Here is an 18,796-nt window from a genome sequence, read left to right as displayed (position 1 = left end):
CGGGACGAGGAGGCGCGGGTCACGACCCGTGGATGAGTACCGACGCGTTCCGTGACGTTCGGGCCCCGCAACGCGTCTCATCCCTGGATACACCGGAACCACCTGAACCGGTACCGGTTCTCCGGCGCGTCGGTGTCCGCCCTCGGCACCCCCCATCGGGTAGGACCGAAGGGTGGCATCGACACGGCCCGCATCGAACACCTCGAACGACGAGAAGGAGTCACCCATGGCACCCGCCGACACGGCCCCCCGCAGCACGGTCCCGAGCAGCACCGTCCCGGGCAGCACCGTCCCGAGCACGACCACCACGCCGGGCAGGACGGTCGTGGCCGACGGCGTCGTCGCCAAGGTCGCCGGCATCGCCGCCCGCGAGGTGCCCGGCGTCTTCGCCCTCGGTGGCGGCACCGCTCGCGCGTTCGGTGCCCTGCGAGACGTCATCGGCACGACCGACCTCGGTCAGGGCGTGCGCGTCGAGGTGGGCGAGACCCAGGTCGCCGCCGACGTCACGATCGTCGTCGAGTACCCGGCTCCGATGCACACGGTCGCCGAGCAGGTGCGCGCGGCCGTGGCCCGGACGATCGAGCAGCTCGTGGGCATGGAGGTCGCCGAGGTGAACGTCGCGATCGACGACGTCCACATCCCCGGTGACGACGACGCCGACGCCGACGCCGACTCCACCCGCGAGAGCCGCGTCTCGTGACCGCCACCACCACGGGCATGGCCGTCGGCGCCGTGCTCGCCGTCTCGGCCCTGGCCTTCGGCTTCTGGGGTCTCGTCCTCGTCGCGGTCTTCATCGCGGTCGGGGCGCTCGTCGGACGCGTGATCTCGGGCAAGACCGACGTCAAGGGCCTTCTCGACGCCCTGCGCGGACGGCGTTCGTCGTCATGACCGCCGCCACCACCGCCTCCTCCGCCGTCGAGCGCACGCCGGCCGTCTCCGACGACGTCCGCCGCACCGACCCCGTCGTCGCCGGGCACGTCAGCATCCCCGGCAAGGTGTTGCAGAAGGTGGCCACGGCCGTCGTCGCCGAGACCCTGCGCGTCCGTCGGGCCGACGTCCGCGTCGAGGCGGCGGACGATGCCGGGCGCCTCGCCCTGCGCGTCTCGACGCCGGTGCGCGTGCCCATGCTCTCCGAGGCCATGACGATGCCCGAGGGCGGGGTCGTCGCCGTCGTGCGCGACCTGCAGTCCACCCTGACCCGCCGGGTCGCCGACCTCGCGGGGCGGACCGTGTCCCGCGTCGACGTGACGGTGAGCGGCAGCCGTCTCGAGCGGACGGGGCACACCTCGTGAGCGGGATCGACCCCGGCCTGTACCGCCGCGTCCTGCGGCGCGAGCTGCACTCGTCACGCTCGGGCAGCACCATCGTCGTGCTCGTGCTGCTGACACTCGCCGTCGGGTACGTCGGCGTCGAGGCCGTCTACGCCGCGCTCGGGCGACCGGCTCTGCTCTTCTCCCCGGTCGACGTCCTCGCGACGCTGACCTCGTCCGTCGACGGCGGCGGCACCTCGGGCCTCGTGCTCGGCGCGGGTGTCGTCGCGGCGATCGTGGGTCTCGTCCTGATCGGCCTCGCCGTGACGGCCGGCCGTCGCGGACGCCACACCATCGACGACGACCGCGTGGCGGTCGTGGTCGACGACCGCGTCATCGCGTCGTCCCTCGCCCGGACCGCCCGGACGTCGGGTCGCCTGTCCGAGCAGCAGGTCTCGGCCTGGGTCTCGAGACGCCGGGCGCAGATCGACCTCACGCCCTCCTCGGGCCTCGCGGTCGACGACGGCGCGGTCGAAGCCGCTTCCCGTTCCGAGCTCGAGTCCGTCGCCTACCGCCCGGCCCTGTCGGCCCGGGTCCGCACCACCGATCAGGGACGGCTCGGCGCATGACCTCCAGCAACCGGTTCGCGAACCGCCTCTTCCTGTTCGTCGTCGGGCTCGTGACCCTGGCCGTCGGCGTGTTCCTCGTGATCGTCGCCCTGCCCGGCGGCGGCGTGCTGCGCGACCTGCTGTCGCCCGCGTCGTCGGCCGTCGACGACGCCGTGGCGACGACGCCGATCGACCCGACCGGCGGGACGGGCGGCAGCTGGCTGCCGCTGGCCCTCGCCCTGCTCTGCCTGCTGCTGGTGATCGTCTTCGTCGTCGCGATCTTCACCCACGGGCACGGTCGCACCGACAGCGTGGTCGTCCACGACGACCCGGCCGGCTCGATCGCCGTGTCGAGCTCGTTCGCCGACACCGCGATCACCGACGCACTCCGCGACCGACGCGACGTGGCCGCGGTCGGCGTCTCGGCGTGGACGGTCACGGGCCGACCGGCCCTCAAGGTGCGCGTGCGCCTGACGGCGGGGTCGTCCCCGGCCCCCGTGGTCGCCGCGGCGTCCGACGTCGCCCGCGGGCTCGACCGCGTGCTGGGCGAGACCGTCCCCGTGCTCGTCGAGATCACCGGGGCCTCGGCGGTGCGCAAGGGAGCCGACAGCCGCGTGTCCTGACGACCCGCGCCTCCTCGGTCGGGCGACCGGCGCCTCCTCGGTCAGGCGACCCGCGCCTCCTCGGTCGGGCCGGGCGTCAGCGGACGGCGAGCAGGATCTTGCCGCTGTGCCCGCCGGACTCCATGCGCTTGTGGGCCGTGGCGACGAACTCGAGCGGGTAGACGCTGTCGAGCACCGGCCGCACCGAACCGGCCTCGACCAGCGGCCAGACGTGCTCGCGCACCTCGGCCATGATCGCGCGGCGTTCGTCGAGCGGGCGGGCGCGCAGCGTGGTCGCCCAGACCCGTCCGCGCTTCGCCATCAGGCGCGACAGGTCGATGGTGGCCGACGCACCACCCTGCACCGCGATGACCATGACGCGGCCGTTCACGGCGAGCGCCTCGACGTCGCGGGCGATGTAGTCGCCACCGACCAGGTCGAGCACGACGTCGACGCCGCGGCCCTCGGTCAGCTCGTCGACGACCGCGACGAAGTCCTCGGTCTTGTAGTCGATGCCGCGGGTGGCGCCGAGCTGTTCGCAGAACGACGTCTTGTCGGCGGACCCGGCGGTGGCGTAGACGGTCGAGCCGAGCGCCACGGCCATCTGGATGGCGATCGAGCCGACGCCGCTGGCGCCGCCGTGCACGAGCAGGGTCTCACCCGGCTTCAGCCCGGCGCTCATGAAGACGTTCGACCAGACCGTGGCGACGGCCTCGGGCAGGCCGGCCGCCTCGACGAGGTCGACGCCTCGCGGCAGGGGCAGCACCAGGCCCTCGTCGACCTGCACGCGGTCGGCGTAGCCCCCGCCCGGCAGCAGGGCCACGACGTAGTCGCCGACGGCCGCGGCGGTGACGTGCTCGCCGGTCGCGACGACGGTGCCGCTGACCTCGAGCCCGGGCCAGGACGGCGCCCCGGCGGGCGACGGGTAGTGCCCCTCACGCTGGTTGACGTCGGCGCGGTTGACGCCCGCGGCGGCGACGTCGATCACGACCTCCCGGGGGCCGGGCACCGGCTCGGCCACCTCGGAGACGACGAGGGCGGAGGGCCCTCCGGGCACGGGGACGGTGATGGCACGCATGCGTCCATCCTCCCCCCGCTGCCCGGCACGCGCTGACTAGTCTTGTCGCGTGCTGCTCTCCGACCGCGACATCAAGCTCGAACTCGACGCCGGGCGAATCGGCCTCGACCCCTACGACCCGACGCTGATCCAGCCGTCGAGCATCGACGTGCGGCTCGACCGGTTCTTCCGTCTCTTCGACAACCACAAGTACCCGTTCATCGACCCGGCCGACGAGCAGCCCGAGCTGACCCGCCTGGTCGAGGCGAAGGCCGACGAGCCCTTCATCCTGCACCCGGGCGAGTTCGTGCTGGGCAGCACCTACGAGTTCGTGACCCTGCCCGACGACGTCGCGGCCCGTCTCGAGGGCAAGAGCTCGCTCGGGCGCCTCGGCCTGCTGACGCACTCGACCGCCGGCTTCATCGACCCCGGTTTCGGCGGACACGTCACGCTGGAGCTGTCGAACGTCGCGACCCTGCCGATCAAGCTCTGGCCCGGCATGAAGATCGGCCAGCTCTGCTTCTTCAAGCTCAGCTCGCCCGCCGAGCACCCCTACGGTTCGTCCGAGTACGGCTCGCGCTACCAGGGCCAGCGCGGCCCGACCGCCAGCCGGTCGTTCCGGGGCTTCGTGCACACGGACGTCTCCGCGCGCGACTGACCGCCACGGGCTCGTGCCTCGCCCTCGTGCCTCGTGCCTCGCTCGTCGAGAACGCAGGAGGCGCGGGTCGCTTCCCCGACGGACGCCCGCCCCACACATGGGAAGGGGGTGCGGAAGGAACCCGACTCCCTCCGCACCCCGGCGACACGAGAGAAACCCGACGTCGATCTCGTGCGCTGTGACTCGCGGTCCTGAACCTTTCACCGCGAGGCCATTTCATTCTGCGGCTCTCCGCTCCTCGGGCAAACCCGGCATTGTCCGAAAAACGAAATGAAAGCTCAGGTTGCGAAGCGGTGGCGAAAAGTCACCCGTCACCCCTCGAGGGTGTCGCGGGGTGACCGCCCGAACTCGGCCGTGTACTGGGCCGCGAAGCGGCCCGCGTGGGCGAAACCCCAGTTGAGCGCCACGCCCGCGACCGTGTGGCCGAGGGTCGGATCGGCCATGACGAGGTCCCCGTGCGCGCCGCGCAGCCGCGCCCGCCGCAGTTCGGCCATGGGCGTCGAGTCGAGGTGGCGACGGAACGCCAGCTGCAGGGCGCGGGGGGTCACCCGAGCCGCCTCGGCGATCTCGACGACGCCGATGTCGTCGTGCGCGTGCTGCTCGATGTAGTCGCGAGCCCGACGCACGGTCGACGGGAGGGGCGTGACACCGTCGTCGCCGCCCACGCCGACGACGTTCGTCTCGAACGTCTCGAGGTAGGCCGCGACGAGCGACCGGAACGCCGAGCCCCGCACCAGGGAGCTCGCCATCGCCGCGTCGTTGCGGATCACGTTCTCGTGGACGTGGACCACGAGTTCGGACCAGTAGCGGGCCATCGCCGCGGACACCGCCTCGGTGGCCGTCGACCGGAGGCCCCCCGGGGCGGCGAGCCGCATGGCGCCCAGCTCACGCTCGACGGCAGCGCGGTCGAGCAGCACCTGACCGAGCACGAGGTCGAACGACTCCATGACCTTCGCCTCGTGCGAGGGAAAGGCGAAGGGGGCACCGGGGTCGACGCGGATCTCGTGGTCGCGGGTGCGCAGCGACAGCCGGCCCGCCATCACTCCGCCGGCCACGAGGAACCCGGCGGGCTCGCTCTCGGTCAGCAGCCGGCCACGCCGGTACTCGAAGCGACACAGCGCGAATCGCGTCTCGCCGGACACGGCGCGACTGTAGGTGAACGGCTCGGGGCCTTCGCCTTCGAGTCTCGTGATCTTGTAGTTCTTGCGGATCAACGCGTGGGCGACCTCACGATCAGAGGTCGAGACGCTGCGGACCCGCGGGTCGACGAACGCCTCGACGGGCAGCGCCCTGGGGGGCGCCGCGGTCGAGTCGGTGGTGGTGCGGGTGGGCGCGGTGTGCGCGGGCACGGTGGGCGTGGGCGTGGTGCGGAGTGCAGCTGATCCGGCGACTGGTGAGGCCGCCTGCGGTGTGGACGTCACGGTCGTTCCCCTCGGGTGGGACGGTGATCCGGGGTGGTTGGTCCCGGGTGGTCCTCCCGACGTCGGTGTCGAGTGGCCTACCCGAGAGTATCCAACAGACGAACTGGACGCGCGCCGCATCCCGGGGCAGGGCACCGCCCGGTCGGGTGCGGTCGCAGTCCGCGTAGCGTCGGGCCATGGACTACAGAACCCTCGGAAACAGTGGAGCCTCGGTGTCGGAGCTGACACTCGGCACCATGACCTTCGGCGCCGAAGCCGACGAACCGACCTCGCACGCCATCCTCGACGCCTTCATGGCCGGAGGCGGCACGCTCGTCGACACCGCCGACGTCTACAGCGCCGGCACCAGCGAGACCATCATCGGCCGCTGGCTGGCGAGCCACCCCACCGACGCCGACCAGGTGGTGCTCGCGACCAAGGGACGCTTCCCCATGGGCGACGGGCCCAACGACGTCGGCCTGTCGCGTCGTCACCTCGCGAAGGCCCTCGACGCCTCGCTGACCCGGCTCGGCGTGGAGCACGTCGACCTCTACCAGATGCACGCCTGGGACCACCTCACCCCGATCGACGAGACGCTGCGGTTCCTCGACGACGCGATCAGCGCGGGCAAGATCGGCTACTACGGCTTCTCGAACTACCTCGGGTGGCAGGTGACGAAGGCCGTCGGCCGCGCCGAGGCCCTCGGTTTCGCCCCGCCCGTCATGCTGCAGCCGCAGTACAACCTGCTCGTCCGCGATATCGAGCACGAGGTCGTCCCCGCCTCGCTCGACGCCGGCATCGGGCTGCTGCCCTGGTCGCCGCTGGCCGGCGGCTGGTTGAGCGGCAAGTACGTCCGCGACCAGGCGCCCACCGGGGCCACCCGCCTCGGCGAGGACCCGAAACGCGGCATGGAGGCCTGGGAGGCGCGCAACGCGGACGAGCGCACCTGGACCGTCCTCGACGCGGTCACCTCGATCGCCTCGGCGCACGACGCCTCGGCCTCGCAGGTCGCGCTGGCCTGGTTGCTGCGTCAGCCCGCGGTCACCTCGGTGATCCTCGGCGCCCGCACGGTCGAGCAGCTCGACGACAACCTGGGTTCGTCGGCGCTGGCCGCGGCCCTCACCGACGACGAGGTCGCCCGCCTCACCTCGGCGAGCGCACCCCGGGTCGACGACTACCCCTACGGCACGGCAGGGGTCGCCCAGCGCGACCGCAAGATCACCGGCGGCCGCTGACCAGGAGGTGCGGTGCGCCTCCTGCGGGCACCGCGCCTCCTGCAGTCCCCACACGACGCCAGGAGATGGTCAAGGCGCCAGGTATTCCCCTGGCGTCGTGACCATCTCGCGGTGCGGTGCGGTGCGGCGGCACGCGTGACCGAGCAGGGCAGCCCGGCGGACGGGGCTCAGCGGTGCAGCGAGGCGGTGGCGCCGACCCGGCCTCGTGCGGCCCGCACGGCGATCGTGACGACCAGCACGACGGCGGCGGCGACGATCGCGGCCACCCCGGCGACGACGTTCTCGGGTTCGCCGGTCAGGCGGCCGACCGCGATCCAGGCGAGTCCCCACGACAGCGACAGGGCCGGAGCGATGCGGCCGCGGCCGGCGAAGGCCAGCACGACGCCGACGAGAGCGGCCACGCCGAGCACCACCGACGACCAGAACCCGGCCGCGAAACCGAAGCCGTCGAAGCCCGCGTCGACCAGGCCGGCGGCGATGTTGGCGACGGTCGCGACGCTCACCCACCCGAGGTAGAGGCCGAGCGTGCCGTCGGTGACGACCGCGTCGACCCATCCGCTCGACGCGGTGTGGAACAGGATCACGAAGATGCGCGCGAGCACGAGGAGCAGCGCGACGATCACGACGGCGCCCAGCCAGACGCTGCCGAGCTGGACGGCGGCGAACAGCCACGCCGCGTTGAGCAGCAGCGAGGCCGCGACCCAGTAGCCCAGGCGACGGTGCCGGGTGACGGCGCGCTGGCCCGGGAGGGCCTGGTAGATCGCGTACGCGACGAGGCCGAGGTAGATGACGCTCCAGATGCTGAAGGCCGTGGTCGCCGGGGCGACCGTCGTGGCGGTCGCGCTGAGGGCACCGCCGGCCGCGTCGGACACCGAGACGCCGCCGAACGCGCCCGATCCGTAGGCGGCCAGCACGATCGCGAGGACCGCGGTGACGACCACGACGATCTGGCGGACGACGTCACGCGACGTCGCGGGGTCGGCGGGGGCTCGGGTGCTGGTGTCCGTGGTCATGAGGGGGACGCTAGTCGCGCCCGCCTCCCGATCTCTTAGTTGCTAAGAGGATTGTCAGGGAGGCGCGGTGCGGGCGGGCGGTCAGCCCACCGGCACGGGCGGCCCCGCGATCAGCAGCACCACGAAGACGACGACCACCGCGACGACCAGCAGCACGAGGGCGAGGACGAGGTGCCCGAGCATCCAGCGCAACAGGCGGTCGAGGGGACGTCGGTCGCGCGGGTCGTCGGTCGCCGTGCGGCGCCAGGCACCGGCGAGGAGGCCGCGGTGGTCGATCCAGCGCTCGACGGGCAGGGAGGCGAAGGGTACCACGGCGCTGGCGAGGGCGGCCAGGGTCACACCACCCGACCAGCGCTGGTTCACCGCGACGACGACCCCTGCCACGAGGTACGCGAGGAACACGAAGCCGTGGATCGGCCCCGCCACGCTGACCGGCCAGTCGCCGACCCCCACCGCGTACTTGAGGATCATGCCCACGATCAGCAGCGACCAGGTCACCACCTCGGCGACGGCGAACGAACGGAAGAGGGTGCGAGGCGACACGAGCTGCTCCTGGTGAGGGGCCGACGGGGTACAACCCCCATGGTCGCAGCCCGCGGCTGGACGGTGGCCGTCCGAGCGGCGACCGACGAGGACGCGGAGGCGCGGGGCGAGGCGACCACGCGGCCTCCGTACCCCTCTGGCTGGGTGCCGGCCCGCGCCTCCTCGGTTGGATGGGCTGCATGACGACACTCGCGATCATCGGAGCAGGCAAGGGGCTCGGCGCTGCCGTGGCCCGACGATTCGGCGCGGAGGGGTTCAGCGTCGCGCTGATCTCACGGCACCAGGGCCGGCTCGACGCCCTCGCGGCCGAGCTCGAGGCCGACGGCGTCACCGCGCAGGGCTTCACCGCCGACGTGCGCGACCCGTCGAGCATCGCGGCCGCGCTCGAGCGGGCGACCGAGCAGCTCGGGCCCATCCAGGTGATGCAGTACAGCCCGCTGCCGCAGAAGGACTTCATGCGCCCGGTGCTCGAGACCATGCCCGCCGACCTGGTCGGCCCGGTCGAGTTCTCGATCTACGGTCCGGTCGCGGCGGTGCACCAGGTGCTGCCCGGCATGCGGTTCCTGCCCGACGGCGGCGGCACCATCCTCTTCGTCAACGGCGGCTCGGCCGTCACGCCCGGCGCGAAGGTCACCGGCACGTCCATCGCCTTCGCGGGGCTGACCGCCTACGCACAGCTGCTCCACGACGAGCTCGCCGGCGAGGGCATCCACGTCGGTCAGTTGATCATCCCCGGCGGCATCGAGCCCGAGAGCAGCGACAAGAGCCCAGAGGCGCTGGCCGAGCTGCTCTGGCAGCAGCACGTCACGCGCGGCGAGCTCCGCACCACAGCGCCCGAGAAGGGCACGCCCGCCTGAGGTCCGGCGCTCGGGCGGAGGGCTGGCACCTCCGCCGGACGGCCATGAACCCCGTTCCGAACGATGCACCCGCTTTCTTCTGGGTTCATCGTTCGGAACGGGGTTCTTCGCTGATCAGGTACGGACCGCATCGGCACACCCGAGCGTGGGTGCGGGCAGCGGCGGGGGTGCGGGCGCGGGCGGGGCCCGGGTCGGCGGGGGCCGGCTCAGACGCCGCCGAAGCGCTCGGTCCGGACGCGGGTCGGGGCGTGCCCGAGCTCGACCAGCCACCCGGCGACGACCGCCACGAACGAGTTCGCTCCGCAGACGTAGACGAGTGGGTGCTCGGACGCGGGCAGCACCAACCGCTCGAGTTCGTCGCGCGTGAGTCGGCCGGCCCGCCTGTCGTGCCCCTCGGGAGCCGTGCGGCTGTAGACCCAGTCGACGACGAGGGGAACCAGAGGCCCGGTCGCGTCGCGACCCGAGGAGGCGCGCGCGGCCTCGTCCAGCTCGCTGACGTACCACCGCGAACCCGGGTCGCGCACCGAGGCGAGCAGCCGCATCGGGGGTGCGTCCCGACCTCGTGCCCGCACCATCGCCATCAGAGGTGCGACGCCCGACCCCCCGCCGACCAACTGCACGGGGGCCGACGTCGGCGGGGTCGCTCCCTCGGGCTCGGGCAGCACCGCGTGCACGGCCGACTCGGGGTCGAACTCGGTCGGCGGCCAGACGAACCAGCCCCCGATCGGGCCGCGCACCTCGATCGGGTCGCCCGGCTCGGCCGCGTCGACGAGGTAGGGCGAGACCTCGCCGTCGTCGAGACGCTCGACGGTGACCTCGATCTGCGGGACCGGGCCCGCGCCTCCTCCGCCTCGCGCGCCGCCGGCCGCCGGATCGGCGCCGTCACCGTCGACGTCGGAGGCCCCGGAGGCCCCGGAGGTCCCGGACGCCCGGACGTCGCTCAGCGAATACGACCGGACGGCCGTGTAACCGTCCTCAGCGGTCAGCCGCAGGTCGACGTGCTGTCCGGCTCGCGCGGGGCGGAGGCCGGGAACCGCCAGGATCAAGGACCGGGCCCGCGACGTCCGCGCGACCGACGAGACGATCGTGGCGGGCAGCCAGGCGTACGGATCACCCGAGGGACCGACCCCGGCGGCTCCGCCGACCCCATCAGCCCCGGCGACCCCGGCCTCACCGGCCCCGGCGACGGACTCGCTCACGCGTACCGTTCTTCCTTCCACGGGTCGCCGTGCGGGTGGTAGCCCATGCTCTCCCAGAAGCCGCGGCGATCGGTGGCCATGGTCTGGATGCCCTGCAGCCACTTGGCGCTCTTCCAGAAGTAGAGCCCGGGCACGAAGAGGCGCGCGGGCCCGCCGTGCTCGGCGTGCAACGGCTGCCCCTCGTAGGTGTCGACCACCCAGGCCTTGCCCCCGAGCAGCTCGCTGAGCGGCAGGTTGGTCGTGTACCCGCCGTGGCTGGTCGCCATCGCGAACTCGTGCGTGGTCTCGAGGCCGTCGAAGAGGGTGTCGAGCGAGACGCCGCGCCAGTGCGTGCCGAGCTTCGACCAGCTCGTGACGCAGTGGATGTCGGTCTCGATCGCCTCGTGCGGAAGCGCCTGGAAGTCGGCCCAGCTGAGCGAGCGCTGCCCGGTCTCGGTCGCGACCTGGAGCTCCCACCGCTTGATGTTCGGCGTGGGGCCGGCCGACAGGACCGGGAACCCGCTCTCGAGGTACTGCCCCGGGGGCAGTCGCGGGTCGGCCACGCGCCGCCTGCCGAAGCCGGTGAATCCTGCCATGGTGCGCCTCCTCGGGGTGGAGCGGGGTCGTCGGTCGGTGAGACGTGCACCCGTCGCGGGTGCGTCCCACGCCCGTCAGCCTACGCACGACCCTCGACGGTGCCGGGCCCCGAGGCTGCGTCCGCGCTGGGAGAACGTTGACCCCGGCATGGGTGGAGGTCGTACGGTGGATGCAGGTCAATTCGAAAGGACCCCACATGGCTGAGTACACCCTGCCCGATCTGCCCTACGACTACTCCGCTCTGGCGCCGCACATCAGCGCGAAGATCATGGAGCTGCACCACTCCAAGCACCACAACACCTACGTCACCGGTGCGAACACGGCCAACGCCGCCCTCGCCGAGGCCCGCGAGACCGGCAACCTGGCGAACGTCAACAAGCTCGAGAAGGACCTCGCCTTCAACCTCGGTGGCCACGTCAACCACTCGATCTTCTGGACGAACCTCACCCCCGAGACCAGCGAGCCCACCGGTGACCTGCTCGAGGCCATCGGCCGCGACTTCGGCGACCTCGAGAAGTTCAAGGCCCACTTCACCGCCACCGCGCTCGGCGTGCAGGGCTCGGGTTGGTCGGTGCTCGCCTACGACGTGCTCGGCCAGCGCCTCAGCGTCTTCCAGCTCTTCGACCAGCAGGGCAACGTGCCGTTCGGCCTCGTCCCCCTGCTGATGCTCGACGTCTGGGAGCACGCCTACTACCTCGACTACCAGAACGTGCGCGCCGACTACGTCAAGGCCTTCTGGAACATCGTGAACTGGAGCAACGTCGAGGCCCGCCTCGCCGCCGCGACGACCAAGACCGACGGTCTGATCACGCTCTAGTCGCTCCACCCGCACCACGCCGACGGCGCGTCCCCATCCCGGGGCGCGCCGTCGCCGCGTCCCGGGGGCCCGACGGCTCGTCCCCACCGCGGTGCGTTCGTCCTCAAGGATGAAAACCCCGCAGGAGGCGCGCGCGGCCGGTCGACGACGCCTTACGGTCATCGACATGGACACCATCCCCGACGACCTGCGCACCTGGGTGCCGCGCCTCGCGGCCCCCGTCGCCGCCGCGGTCTTCGTGCTGCTGTGGACGATCGCCGAGGCCGGCCGGGGCGAGATCGTCGAGAACGTCGTCCTGTTCGGCCTCTTTGGCCTGGCCGTCGGCCTCGCGGTGTGGATGCCGTGGACCTCGATCGGCTTGACGGTGGCGATCCCGGCCCTGCAGCTCGCCGGCTGGGTGCAGCCCCCGACGGACACCACGTGGCCCACGTACCTGGCCATCGCGTTCGTGGCGTTCTTCGCCGCGTTCGCCCGGTCGATCGCCGTGCGGCTGGTCGCGCTGGCCGCCGCCGGCCTCGCCTCGGGGCTGGCCGCGATCGCGATGGCCGTGCCCACCCTCGCACGGCCGTACGTCTGGTCGTCGTGGGTCGGCGGCGGCCAGGGCACGAAGACCGACGTGATCACCCTGGCGGCCTCGCTCTTCGGCGCCGCGGCCGCGGCCTGGGCCGTCGGCATCTTCCTCTCGAGCGTGCTGCGCGTACGCCGCATCGGGCTGGTGCTCGAACGGACCGAGACACGCTTCCACGAGACGGACTTCGAGCTGCGCCTCGCCCACGACCGTGCGCGGATCTCGCGTGACGTGCACGACGCCCTCGCCCACTCGCTCGCGGTGGTCGTGTCCCAGGCCCAGGGCGCCCTGGCGCTGTCGGCGACCCGCCCGGAGGTCGTCGAGCAGGCACTGCGGACGATCGCGGACGTCGGCCGCACCTCGTTGGTCGACGTGCGGCATCTGGTCGAGCGCATCCAGCAGGACGCCGACGACGTCACGCCTCGCGAGACCCTCGCCGACCTCGACCGACTCGCGACGACGATGCGCGACGTGGGCATGACCGTGACCCTGCGGCACCTCGGCGACGCCACCGAGTTGTTGCCCTCGCAAGAGCTCGCGGTCTTCCGCATCGTGCAAGAGAGCCTGACCAACGCCCTCAAGCACTCCGGCTCGTCGAGCACGGTCGACGTCGCACTCGACTGGCGGGGGCCAGGCCTCGCCCTGCTGGTGACGTCCTCGGGCGACGACCCGCTCGTCGCCGCCCGCCGCGGCACCGGCCGGGGCACCGGCATCGCCAGCATGACCGAACGTGCCCGGCTCGCCGGCGGCTGGCTGACGGCCGAGCTCGGCGACGACGGCGTCTTCGTCGTCACCTCCTTCCTGCCGACTCCCGAACCGATCGGACTCCTGCAGTCCTGGACGGAGCAACCCGCATGACCGACGTGACGACCGCGACGACGCGCACCGCGCCTCCTGCCCTCGTGAGGGTGGTCGTCGTCGACGACCAGCCCCTGTTCGCCTCGGGGCTGCAGATGCTGATCGAGGCGCAAGCCGACCTGATCTGTGTCGGCACGGCCGTCGACGGGGCGGCCGGAGTCGCCCTGGTCGAGCGGGAGCGGCCCGACGTCGTGCTGATGGACCTGCGCATGCCCGTGATGAACGGCCTCGAGGCCACCACGCGCATCGTGGCGGCGGCCGGCACCGACCCCGACTCGGCCCCGCGCGTCGTCGCCCTGACCACGATCCAGCGTGACGAGGCCGTGTTCAGCGCGTTGAAGGCCGGGGCCTACGCGTTCCTGACCAAGGACGCCACGCCCGACGAGGTGCTGACGACGATCCGCGCGGCAGCGGCCGGCGAGCCCGTGCCGACCGCGGCCGCCGCTCTCGACGTCGTGCACGCCTTCGCCGTGCCGACCCCGTCGCCGAAGCGGCGGACCGAGCCGCTCGAGGTGCTGTCGCCCCGCGAGCGCGAGATCTTCCTGCTCGTGGCACGGGGCCTGAGCAACGCCGAGATCGCCGAGAGCGCGTGGCTCAGCGAGGCGACGGTCAAGAGCCACGTGCGCGCCGTGCTGCAGAAGCTCGGCATGCGCAACCGTGTGCAGATCGTCGTCTTCGCCTACGAGAACGACCTCGTGGGCCCGGCCCGCGACGACGAGGGGGCCACGCGATGACCGACGAGAAGAGCGTCCCGACCCGCGACGTCCCGCCCGGCGGCGTCTCGCCTCGACAGCGACGCGCGAAACGCGTGACGCTCGCAGCCGTGGTCGCGGTGGTCGCCGGCGTCGTCGCCTACGGCATCCCGGCCAACGCCGCCTACGCCCTGCCCGACCTGCCGGCGAAGGACGTCGACGCGTGGACGATGCCGCTCGACCGATACGTACCGGTCGGCGAGACCTCGTCGTCCTACGCCCTCCTGCTCGTCGCGCAGCAGTGCATGGTCGCGGCCGGCCACGACGACTTCGTGGTGCCGTGGCGGGACGTGGCGGCGGGCGACCGGGCGGGCGAGCTGTCGATGAACGGCTCGCTGCGCCTCCGGGCCTTCGACCTGGCGACGGCCGAGACCCGTGGCTACCACGCCCTGTCGGTCATCGACGCGGGAGCGGCCGCCTGGTCCGAGTTCTCGTCGCAGCCCTGGACGGCCGAGAGGTCCGCCCGGTTCGACACCTGCGTGCAGCGCGCTCGCGAGACGGTGCCGTCACTGGACGACTACTCGAACCGCACCCAGTCGCTCGTCCGCCTGAACAACGCCGCGTTCGAAGGAGCCCGCCACGATCCGACGGTGACCGCGACCTGGGACGACTGGCGCGGGTGCATGCAGGACGCCCGGGTGGGCGACGTGGCCTCCGACCCGTCGGGCATGCCCACCCTCGAGATGGCCGACCGGTTCGAGACGCTCGACTCGAGCACGTCACCGACCGACGACGAGACCGAGATCGCGACGGCCGACGCCCGGTGCCGTGAGTCCTCCGGCTACCGCGACGCCCTCTACGAGGCGGAGTGGCAGCGGCAACTCACCGTGCCGCACGACGACGGTGAGTTGCTCTCCGGGATCGACACGGCGGCCCTGGCCGCGGACGACGCGGAGATCCGGCGGGTGCTGGCCGAGCTCACCCCGCCCCGGCCGCCGTCCTGACCGGCCCCCTCCTTGAGGGGACTGGAAAACCGGTCGGCCAGTATCTAACCTGGGTGCACAGAGGACACGTCGGGGGACGGGGGCACATCCGACGGCCTGATCAGCGGGGGCAACGAGCTGGTCAGGCCTTCGTGCCCGGGGGCCACGACCGTCGGCAGCACGAAGGCCCACATGTCGCGCAGCCGGTCGAAGAGGTCGGCCCGGCCGGTCAGGGCCTGCGACACGATGTGGACGCCGGCGTACGACCCGACGACGAAGCGGGCGACGCTCTCGACGTCGGTGTCGGCACGGAAGTCCCCGTCGGCGACCGCCCGCTCGACGAGACCCGAGATCTGGGCCTGCCAGTCGAGGTACGGGTGCTCGACCCGGAGGTCGCGGCTCGGCGACTGGGTGGTCAGGCGGATGCCCGCGGTCACGAGCACCTCGGTGGTCAGCTGCGTGGCGAGCGACGCGCACGAGAGCATGAGCGCCTCGGCACCGCTGCCCGCGGTCTCGGACACCTGGTCGGCGTAGGCCCGCGAGAGGGCGTGTTGCTCGGCGATGACCGCGTTCGCGAGGTCGGCCTTCGAGCGGAAGTGGAAGTAGAGCGCACCCTTGGTCACCGTGGCGGTCTCGGCGACGAGGTCGAGCGAGGCCTCGCTGTAGCCGTGCTCGTCGAAGACGACGGCGGCCCCTCGGATGATGGCGGCGCGGGTCGCCTGGGCGCGTTTCTGCTGGGGCATCGGGTGGGTTTCTCCTGCGGGTCGAGACGGTGCCCCTGTGAGGCATCGCACGGCCGCCCCCCGCCGGCCGCTGCACACGTTACCGGGGCGACCTGCGCCCTCCGACAGCCGCCGGGGTACGCGTGGCGAAGCGTTTCGGGGTACGACCGACCGGTCCGCCTACGGCTCGTGACGTCGCGTGCCGCGCCTGGTCACGGCGCGCTAGCGTGCGGTCATGACGCTCAGCCTCGTGCCCATGCCCACCTCCCGCCTCGTGCCCTGGATGCGGCGCTCGACCGCCGAGTACGAGAAATCCCGCGTGCTCGCCGGCGAGACCCCCGAGCAGGCCGCCGAGGCCGCCCGACGCTCGTTCGGCGAGGCCTTTCCCGACGGGGCGCCGGCCGAGGGGCACCTCGTCTACGACGTCATCGACGACGCCCGGCCGGGTCACCCCGTCGGCATCCTCTGGATCGCACCCCGAGTGCCCGGCTCGTCGGACTGGTGGGTCTTCGACGTCGAGATCGACGAGGCCCACCGCGGCGCCGGACTCGGCCGGGCGACGATGCTCCTCGCCGAGCAGGCCGCCGCCCGTCACGGCGCCGAGACCCTCGGCCTGAACGTGTTCGGCTACAACCAGGTCGCCCGCCACCTCTACGAGTCGCTCGGCTATGAGACGACCGCCGTGCAGATGAAGAAGCCCGTCACCGCCTGAGGGGCGACCCGGGAGGCGCGGTGCCGGTCTCGGGGACGGGCACCGGCTCGGGCGGGGCGACCCGCGCCTCCTCGGGGTCGCCGTCGCGGGCGCGGGCCCTCGGCACGCGGCTGGCGTAGAGCACACCGCCGACCACCGCCACGCCGGCGACGAGCTCGACCAGGTCGGGCACCTCGCCGAACGCCAGCCACGAGGCCAGCACGCCGACCACGGGCACCAGCATCGAGAACGGTGCGACGGTCGCCGAGGGGTAGACCGAGAGCAGGCGCGTCCAGATGCCGTAGCCGACGACCGAGGCGATCAGCACGAGGTAGAGCAGGCAGAGCACCGACGGCAACGCCTCGAGCGTGAGGACCGTGCCGAGGCTCTCGCCGATGCGCTCGGGGCCCTCGACGACGAACGACAGGGCGAGCATCGGCACCGGCGCGACGATCGACATCCACAGCGTCAGGTGCATCGGGTTCGGCGGGGCGGCCCGTCGGACGGCCACGTTGCCGATCGCCCAGCCGAGCGCGCCGCACAGCGTCAGCACGACGGGCAGCAGCGCCGCGACCTGCGACCGGTGGCCCGCGATGACGACGAGCCCGACGACGGCGATGCCGATGCCGATCGCCTGCCGACGGGTGATGCGTTCACGGAGCCAGAAGCCGGCGATCACGACGGTGAACGGGGCCGAGGCCTGCAGCAGGAGCGAGGCGAGCCCTGAGGGCATGCCCGCCGCGATGCCGAGGTAGAGGAACGCGAACTGCAGCATGCCGAGCGTCGCCCCCACCAGCAGGAGGCGCGACCACGGGATCGCCGGACGCGGCACCAACAACACGGTCGGCACCGCGAGCAACGTGAAGCGCAGCGCCACGAGCAGGAACGGCGGGAAGTGCTCGAGGGCGATCGCCGTCACGGGGAAGTTGATTCCCCAGCACACGGCGACGACGAGGGCGAGGAGGCGGTCGCGGACGGTCACCGGTCCATCGTGGCGTGCCGGACCGTTCAGGACCAGCGCAGATTGCTGCGACGTCTTTGTAGGCTGCCTTCATGGACCTCACCCACCTCGACCTGCTGCGAGAACTCGCCGACCGCGGCAGCGTCACCGCCGTCGCGGCCGCGACGCACCGGTCGCCCAGCGCCGTGTCGCAGCAGCTGAAGACGCTTCAGCGCCAGCTCGGGGTCGAGCTCGTCCGTCGCGCCGGCCGGGGCGTCGTGCTGACCGACGAGGGCCACGCCCTGGCTCGGGCGTCGGTCGGGGTCGCTACCGCGGTCGCCGAGGCCGAGGCGGCGTTCGACGCCGTCCGCGGAGGCACGGGTGGCGTGGTGCGGGTGTCCGTGTTCGCCTCGGCGGCCGAGCTCCTGCTGCCCGGAGTGCTGCACCGCATGCGATCGCACCCGGGCATCGAGCTCGACGTGGCCGACCGCGACGTCTCCGAGGACGAGTTCGCCCCGCTGACGGCGGACTTCGACGTGGTGCTCGCCCACCGGTCGGACGGCGTGCTGCCGCCGGGCCGAGCATCGACGACCGTCGTGTCGCTGCTGCGCGAGCCCCTCGAGGTCGCCCTCCCCCTCGGCCACCCACTGGCCGACCGCCGTCGGGTGGCCGTCGACGACGTCATCCGCGAGCCCTGGATCGGGGTGCCCGAGGGCTACCCGATCGACCGCGTGCTGGTGTCGATGGCCCTGCAGTCGGGCGTCGCACCCGAGGTCGTCCACCGCACGGTGCACCTGCCCCTGATCGAGAACCTCGTCGCCGCGGGGCACGGGGTGGCACTCGTGCCCCGCCACACGTCCGCGTCGCGCGCCCCCGGAAGGTTCCACCTGGCGACGCTCGAGAACGTCCGCGCCGGGCGCCATCTCGAGGCCCTGATGCGACCGGACCGGGCCGTCCGCCCGGCCGTCCGCACCGTGGTCGACGAGATCCGGGCCGAGGTCGCGTCGATCCAGGTGCACGACGACCTGGCGGGCGCGGCCGACTAGCGCGCGACGGCGGGCGAGTTCGGCGGAGACGGTCGGATGCGGACGCCCGGAACCGCCGAACACGCCCGCCTCACGGCAGCTGACACCCGACGGTCGTCAGCGGACGCCCTTCGACGCGAGGAAGACCACGGGGTCGGTCGCGACGTTGCCCTGCCGCACCTCGAGGTGCAGGTGGCAGCCGGTCGAGCCGCCCGAGGTGCCGACGCCGGCGATGTTCTGGCCGGCCTGGACCTGCTGGCCGACCGAGACGTAGATGCCGTTCCGCTCCATGTGGGCGTAGGCACTGCTGACCCCTCCGCCGTGGTCCACGACGATCAGGTTGCCGTAGCCGCTCGACGGCCCGGCGTAGCTGACGCGTCCGGCCGAGACCGAGTAGATCGGCGTGCCGCAGGCCGCACCGAAGTCGGCGCCCGCGTGGAGTCGACGATCGCCCGTGATCGGGTGGATGCGATAGCCGTAGGCCTGGTACGAGCTGTACGAA

General features: G+C 72.6%; 23 protein-coding genes. 14 read left to right on the top strand and 9 right to left on the bottom strand.

Annotated elements, in window-relative coordinates:
* Positions 1-226: 226 nt before the first annotated feature.
* The 5 genes from SZ60_RS03920 to SZ60_RS03900 are packed head-to-tail and all read left to right on the top strand — an operon-like array spanning position 227 to position 2,481.
* On the top strand, positions 227-700 hold the full coding sequence (locus tag SZ60_RS03920) for an Asp23/Gls24 family envelope stress response protein (RefSeq protein ID WP_043593867.1): 474 nt from the start codon (positions 227-229) through the stop codon (positions 698-700).
* Positions 697-888, top strand: a complete 192-nt coding sequence (locus tag SZ60_RS03915; RefSeq protein ID WP_043593866.1) for a DUF2273 domain-containing protein — start codon at positions 697-699, stop codon at positions 886-888. The genes SZ60_RS03920 and SZ60_RS03915 overlap by 4 nt, the downstream gene beginning before the upstream one ends.
* Positions 885-1,292, top strand: a complete 408-nt coding sequence (locus SZ60_RS03910; RefSeq protein WP_043593864.1) for a hypothetical protein — start codon at positions 885-887, stop codon at positions 1,290-1,292. Before SZ60_RS03915 ends, SZ60_RS03910 begins: the two co-directional genes overlap by 4 nt.
* Positions 1,289-1,879 carry a hypothetical protein gene (locus tag SZ60_RS03905; RefSeq protein WP_052505140.1) on the top strand — a complete coding sequence of 197 codons (591 nt, stop codon included), beginning with the start codon at positions 1,289-1,291 and terminating at the stop codon, positions 1,877-1,879. The genes SZ60_RS03910 and SZ60_RS03905 overlap by 4 nt, the downstream gene beginning before the upstream one ends.
* Positions 1,876-2,481, top strand: coding sequence for a hypothetical protein (locus SZ60_RS03900; RefSeq protein ID WP_043593862.1), 606 nt, complete (start codon positions 1,876-1,878; stop codon positions 2,479-2,481). Before SZ60_RS03905 ends, SZ60_RS03900 begins: the two co-directional genes overlap by 4 nt.
* A gap of 76 nt (positions 2,482-2,557) precedes the next feature.
* Here SZ60_RS03900 and SZ60_RS03895 read toward each other — a convergent pair whose 3' ends face one another.
* Positions 2,558-3,538 (bottom strand): NAD(P)H-quinone oxidoreductase, encoded by a 981-nt coding sequence (locus SZ60_RS03895; RefSeq protein WP_043593860.1) that lies wholly within the window; start codon positions 3,536-3,538, stop codon positions 2,558-2,560.
* Positions 3,539-3,587: 49 nt separating this feature from the next.
* On the opposite strand from SZ60_RS03895, the gene dcd reads away from it, so the two are divergent.
* Positions 3,588-4,175, top strand: coding sequence for a dCTP deaminase (gene dcd, locus SZ60_RS03890; protein ID WP_043593858.1), 588 nt, complete (start codon positions 3,588-3,590; stop codon positions 4,173-4,175).
* 311 nt (positions 4,176-4,486) lie between these two features.
* On the opposite strand, the gene SZ60_RS16310 is transcribed toward dcd, so the two are convergent.
* On the bottom strand, positions 4,487-5,596 hold the full coding sequence (locus SZ60_RS16310) for a helix-turn-helix transcriptional regulator (protein WP_197073497.1): 1,110 nt from the start codon (positions 5,594-5,596) through the stop codon (positions 4,487-4,489).
* Positions 5,597-5,772: 176 nt separating this feature from the next.
* Between SZ60_RS16310 and SZ60_RS03880 the strand changes: the two genes are divergently transcribed.
* A complete protein-coding gene (locus tag SZ60_RS03880; protein WP_043593856.1) occupies positions 5,773-6,810 on the top strand; it encodes an aldo/keto reductase in 1,038 nt (345 codons plus the stop codon).
* Positions 6,811-6,977: 167 nt separating this feature from the next.
* Here SZ60_RS03880 and SZ60_RS03875 read toward each other — a convergent pair whose 3' ends face one another.
* Both SZ60_RS03875 and SZ60_RS03870 read right to left on the bottom strand, forming a co-directional pair.
* A complete protein-coding gene (locus tag SZ60_RS03875; protein WP_043593854.1) occupies positions 6,978-7,823 on the bottom strand; it encodes a tryptophan-rich sensory protein in 846 nt (281 codons plus the stop codon).
* A gap of 81 nt (positions 7,824-7,904) precedes the next feature.
* Positions 7,905-8,366: a DUF3817 domain-containing protein gene (locus SZ60_RS03870; RefSeq protein ID WP_043593853.1), complete on the bottom strand. Its 462-nt coding sequence runs from the start codon at positions 8,364-8,366 to the stop codon at positions 7,905-7,907.
* Between the two features lie 179 nt (positions 8,367-8,545).
* On the opposite strand from SZ60_RS03870, the gene SZ60_RS03865 reads away from it, so the two are divergent.
* Complete coding sequence (locus SZ60_RS03865) at positions 8,546-9,223, top strand: SDR family NAD(P)-dependent oxidoreductase (RefSeq protein WP_043593851.1); 678 nt, start codon at positions 8,546-8,548, stop codon at positions 9,221-9,223.
* A 206-nt stretch (positions 9,224-9,429) separates the two neighbouring features.
* On the opposite strand, the gene SZ60_RS03860 is transcribed toward SZ60_RS03865, so the two are convergent.
* Positions 9,430-10,422, bottom strand: a complete 993-nt coding sequence (locus SZ60_RS03860; RefSeq protein WP_052505138.1) for a hypothetical protein — start codon at positions 10,420-10,422, stop codon at positions 9,430-9,432.
* A complete protein-coding gene (locus SZ60_RS03855; protein WP_043593848.1) occupies positions 10,419-10,997 on the bottom strand; it encodes a molybdopterin-dependent oxidoreductase in 579 nt (192 codons plus the stop codon). The genes SZ60_RS03860 and SZ60_RS03855 overlap by 4 nt, the downstream gene beginning before the upstream one ends.
* A gap of 197 nt (positions 10,998-11,194) precedes the next feature.
* Between SZ60_RS03855 and SZ60_RS03850 the strand changes: the two genes are divergently transcribed.
* From SZ60_RS03850 to SZ60_RS03835, 4 genes are all read left to right on the top strand, one after another.
* Complete coding sequence (locus SZ60_RS03850) at positions 11,195-11,815, top strand: superoxide dismutase (protein WP_043593847.1); 621 nt, start codon at positions 11,195-11,197, stop codon at positions 11,813-11,815.
* 166 nt (positions 11,816-11,981) lie between these two features.
* Positions 11,982-13,241 (top strand): sensor histidine kinase, encoded by a 1,260-nt coding sequence (locus SZ60_RS03845; RefSeq protein ID WP_043593845.1) that lies wholly within the window; start codon positions 11,982-11,984, stop codon positions 13,239-13,241.
* Positions 13,238-13,975: a response regulator transcription factor gene (locus tag SZ60_RS03840; protein WP_043593843.1), complete on the top strand. Its 738-nt coding sequence runs from the start codon at positions 13,238-13,240 to the stop codon at positions 13,973-13,975. The genes SZ60_RS03845 and SZ60_RS03840 overlap by 4 nt, the downstream gene beginning before the upstream one ends.
* Complete coding sequence (locus SZ60_RS03835; RefSeq protein ID WP_043593842.1) at positions 13,972-14,937, top strand: hypothetical protein; 966 nt, start codon at positions 13,972-13,974, stop codon at positions 14,935-14,937. The genes SZ60_RS03840 and SZ60_RS03835 overlap by 4 nt, the downstream gene beginning before the upstream one ends.
* 44 nt (positions 14,938-14,981) lie before the next feature.
* Here SZ60_RS03835 and SZ60_RS03830 read toward each other — a convergent pair whose 3' ends face one another.
* Positions 14,982-15,659 (bottom strand): ScbR family autoregulator-binding transcription factor, encoded by a 678-nt coding sequence (locus tag SZ60_RS03830; RefSeq protein WP_043593840.1) that lies wholly within the window; start codon positions 15,657-15,659, stop codon positions 14,982-14,984.
* Between the two features lie 214 nt (positions 15,660-15,873).
* On the opposite strand from SZ60_RS03830, the gene SZ60_RS03825 reads away from it, so the two are divergent.
* The gene (locus SZ60_RS03825; protein WP_043593839.1) at positions 15,874-16,350 is read left to right on the top strand and encodes an N-acetyltransferase; all 477 of its coding nucleotides are present in this window, start codon (positions 15,874-15,876) and stop codon (positions 16,348-16,350) included.
* On the opposite strand, the gene SZ60_RS03820 is transcribed toward SZ60_RS03825, so the two are convergent.
* Complete coding sequence (locus SZ60_RS03820) at positions 16,340-17,311, bottom strand: EamA family transporter (RefSeq protein WP_043593837.1); 972 nt, start codon at positions 17,309-17,311, stop codon at positions 16,340-16,342. The two genes, SZ60_RS03825 and SZ60_RS03820, sit on opposite strands and share 11 nt — an antisense overlap.
* Before the next feature lie 71 nt (positions 17,312-17,382).
* On the opposite strand from SZ60_RS03820, the gene SZ60_RS03815 reads away from it, so the two are divergent.
* On the top strand, positions 17,383-18,315 hold the full coding sequence (locus SZ60_RS03815; protein ID WP_043593835.1) for a LysR family transcriptional regulator: 933 nt from the start codon (positions 17,383-17,385) through the stop codon (positions 18,313-18,315).
* Positions 18,316-18,411: 96 nt separating this feature from the next.
* Here SZ60_RS03815 and SZ60_RS03810 read toward each other — a convergent pair.
* Positions 18,412-18,796 (bottom strand): M23 family metallopeptidase (locus SZ60_RS03810; RefSeq protein ID WP_156155472.1); only part of this gene is annotated, 385 nt, incomplete at its 5' end.

The organism is Frigoribacterium sp. MEB024, from assembly GCF_000878135.1.
GTDB lineage: Bacteria > Actinomycetota > Actinomycetes > Actinomycetales > Microbacteriaceae > Frigoribacterium.
Note: the sequence above shows the minus strand (reverse complement) of the source record. Positions and strands in the feature narration are given on the sequence as shown.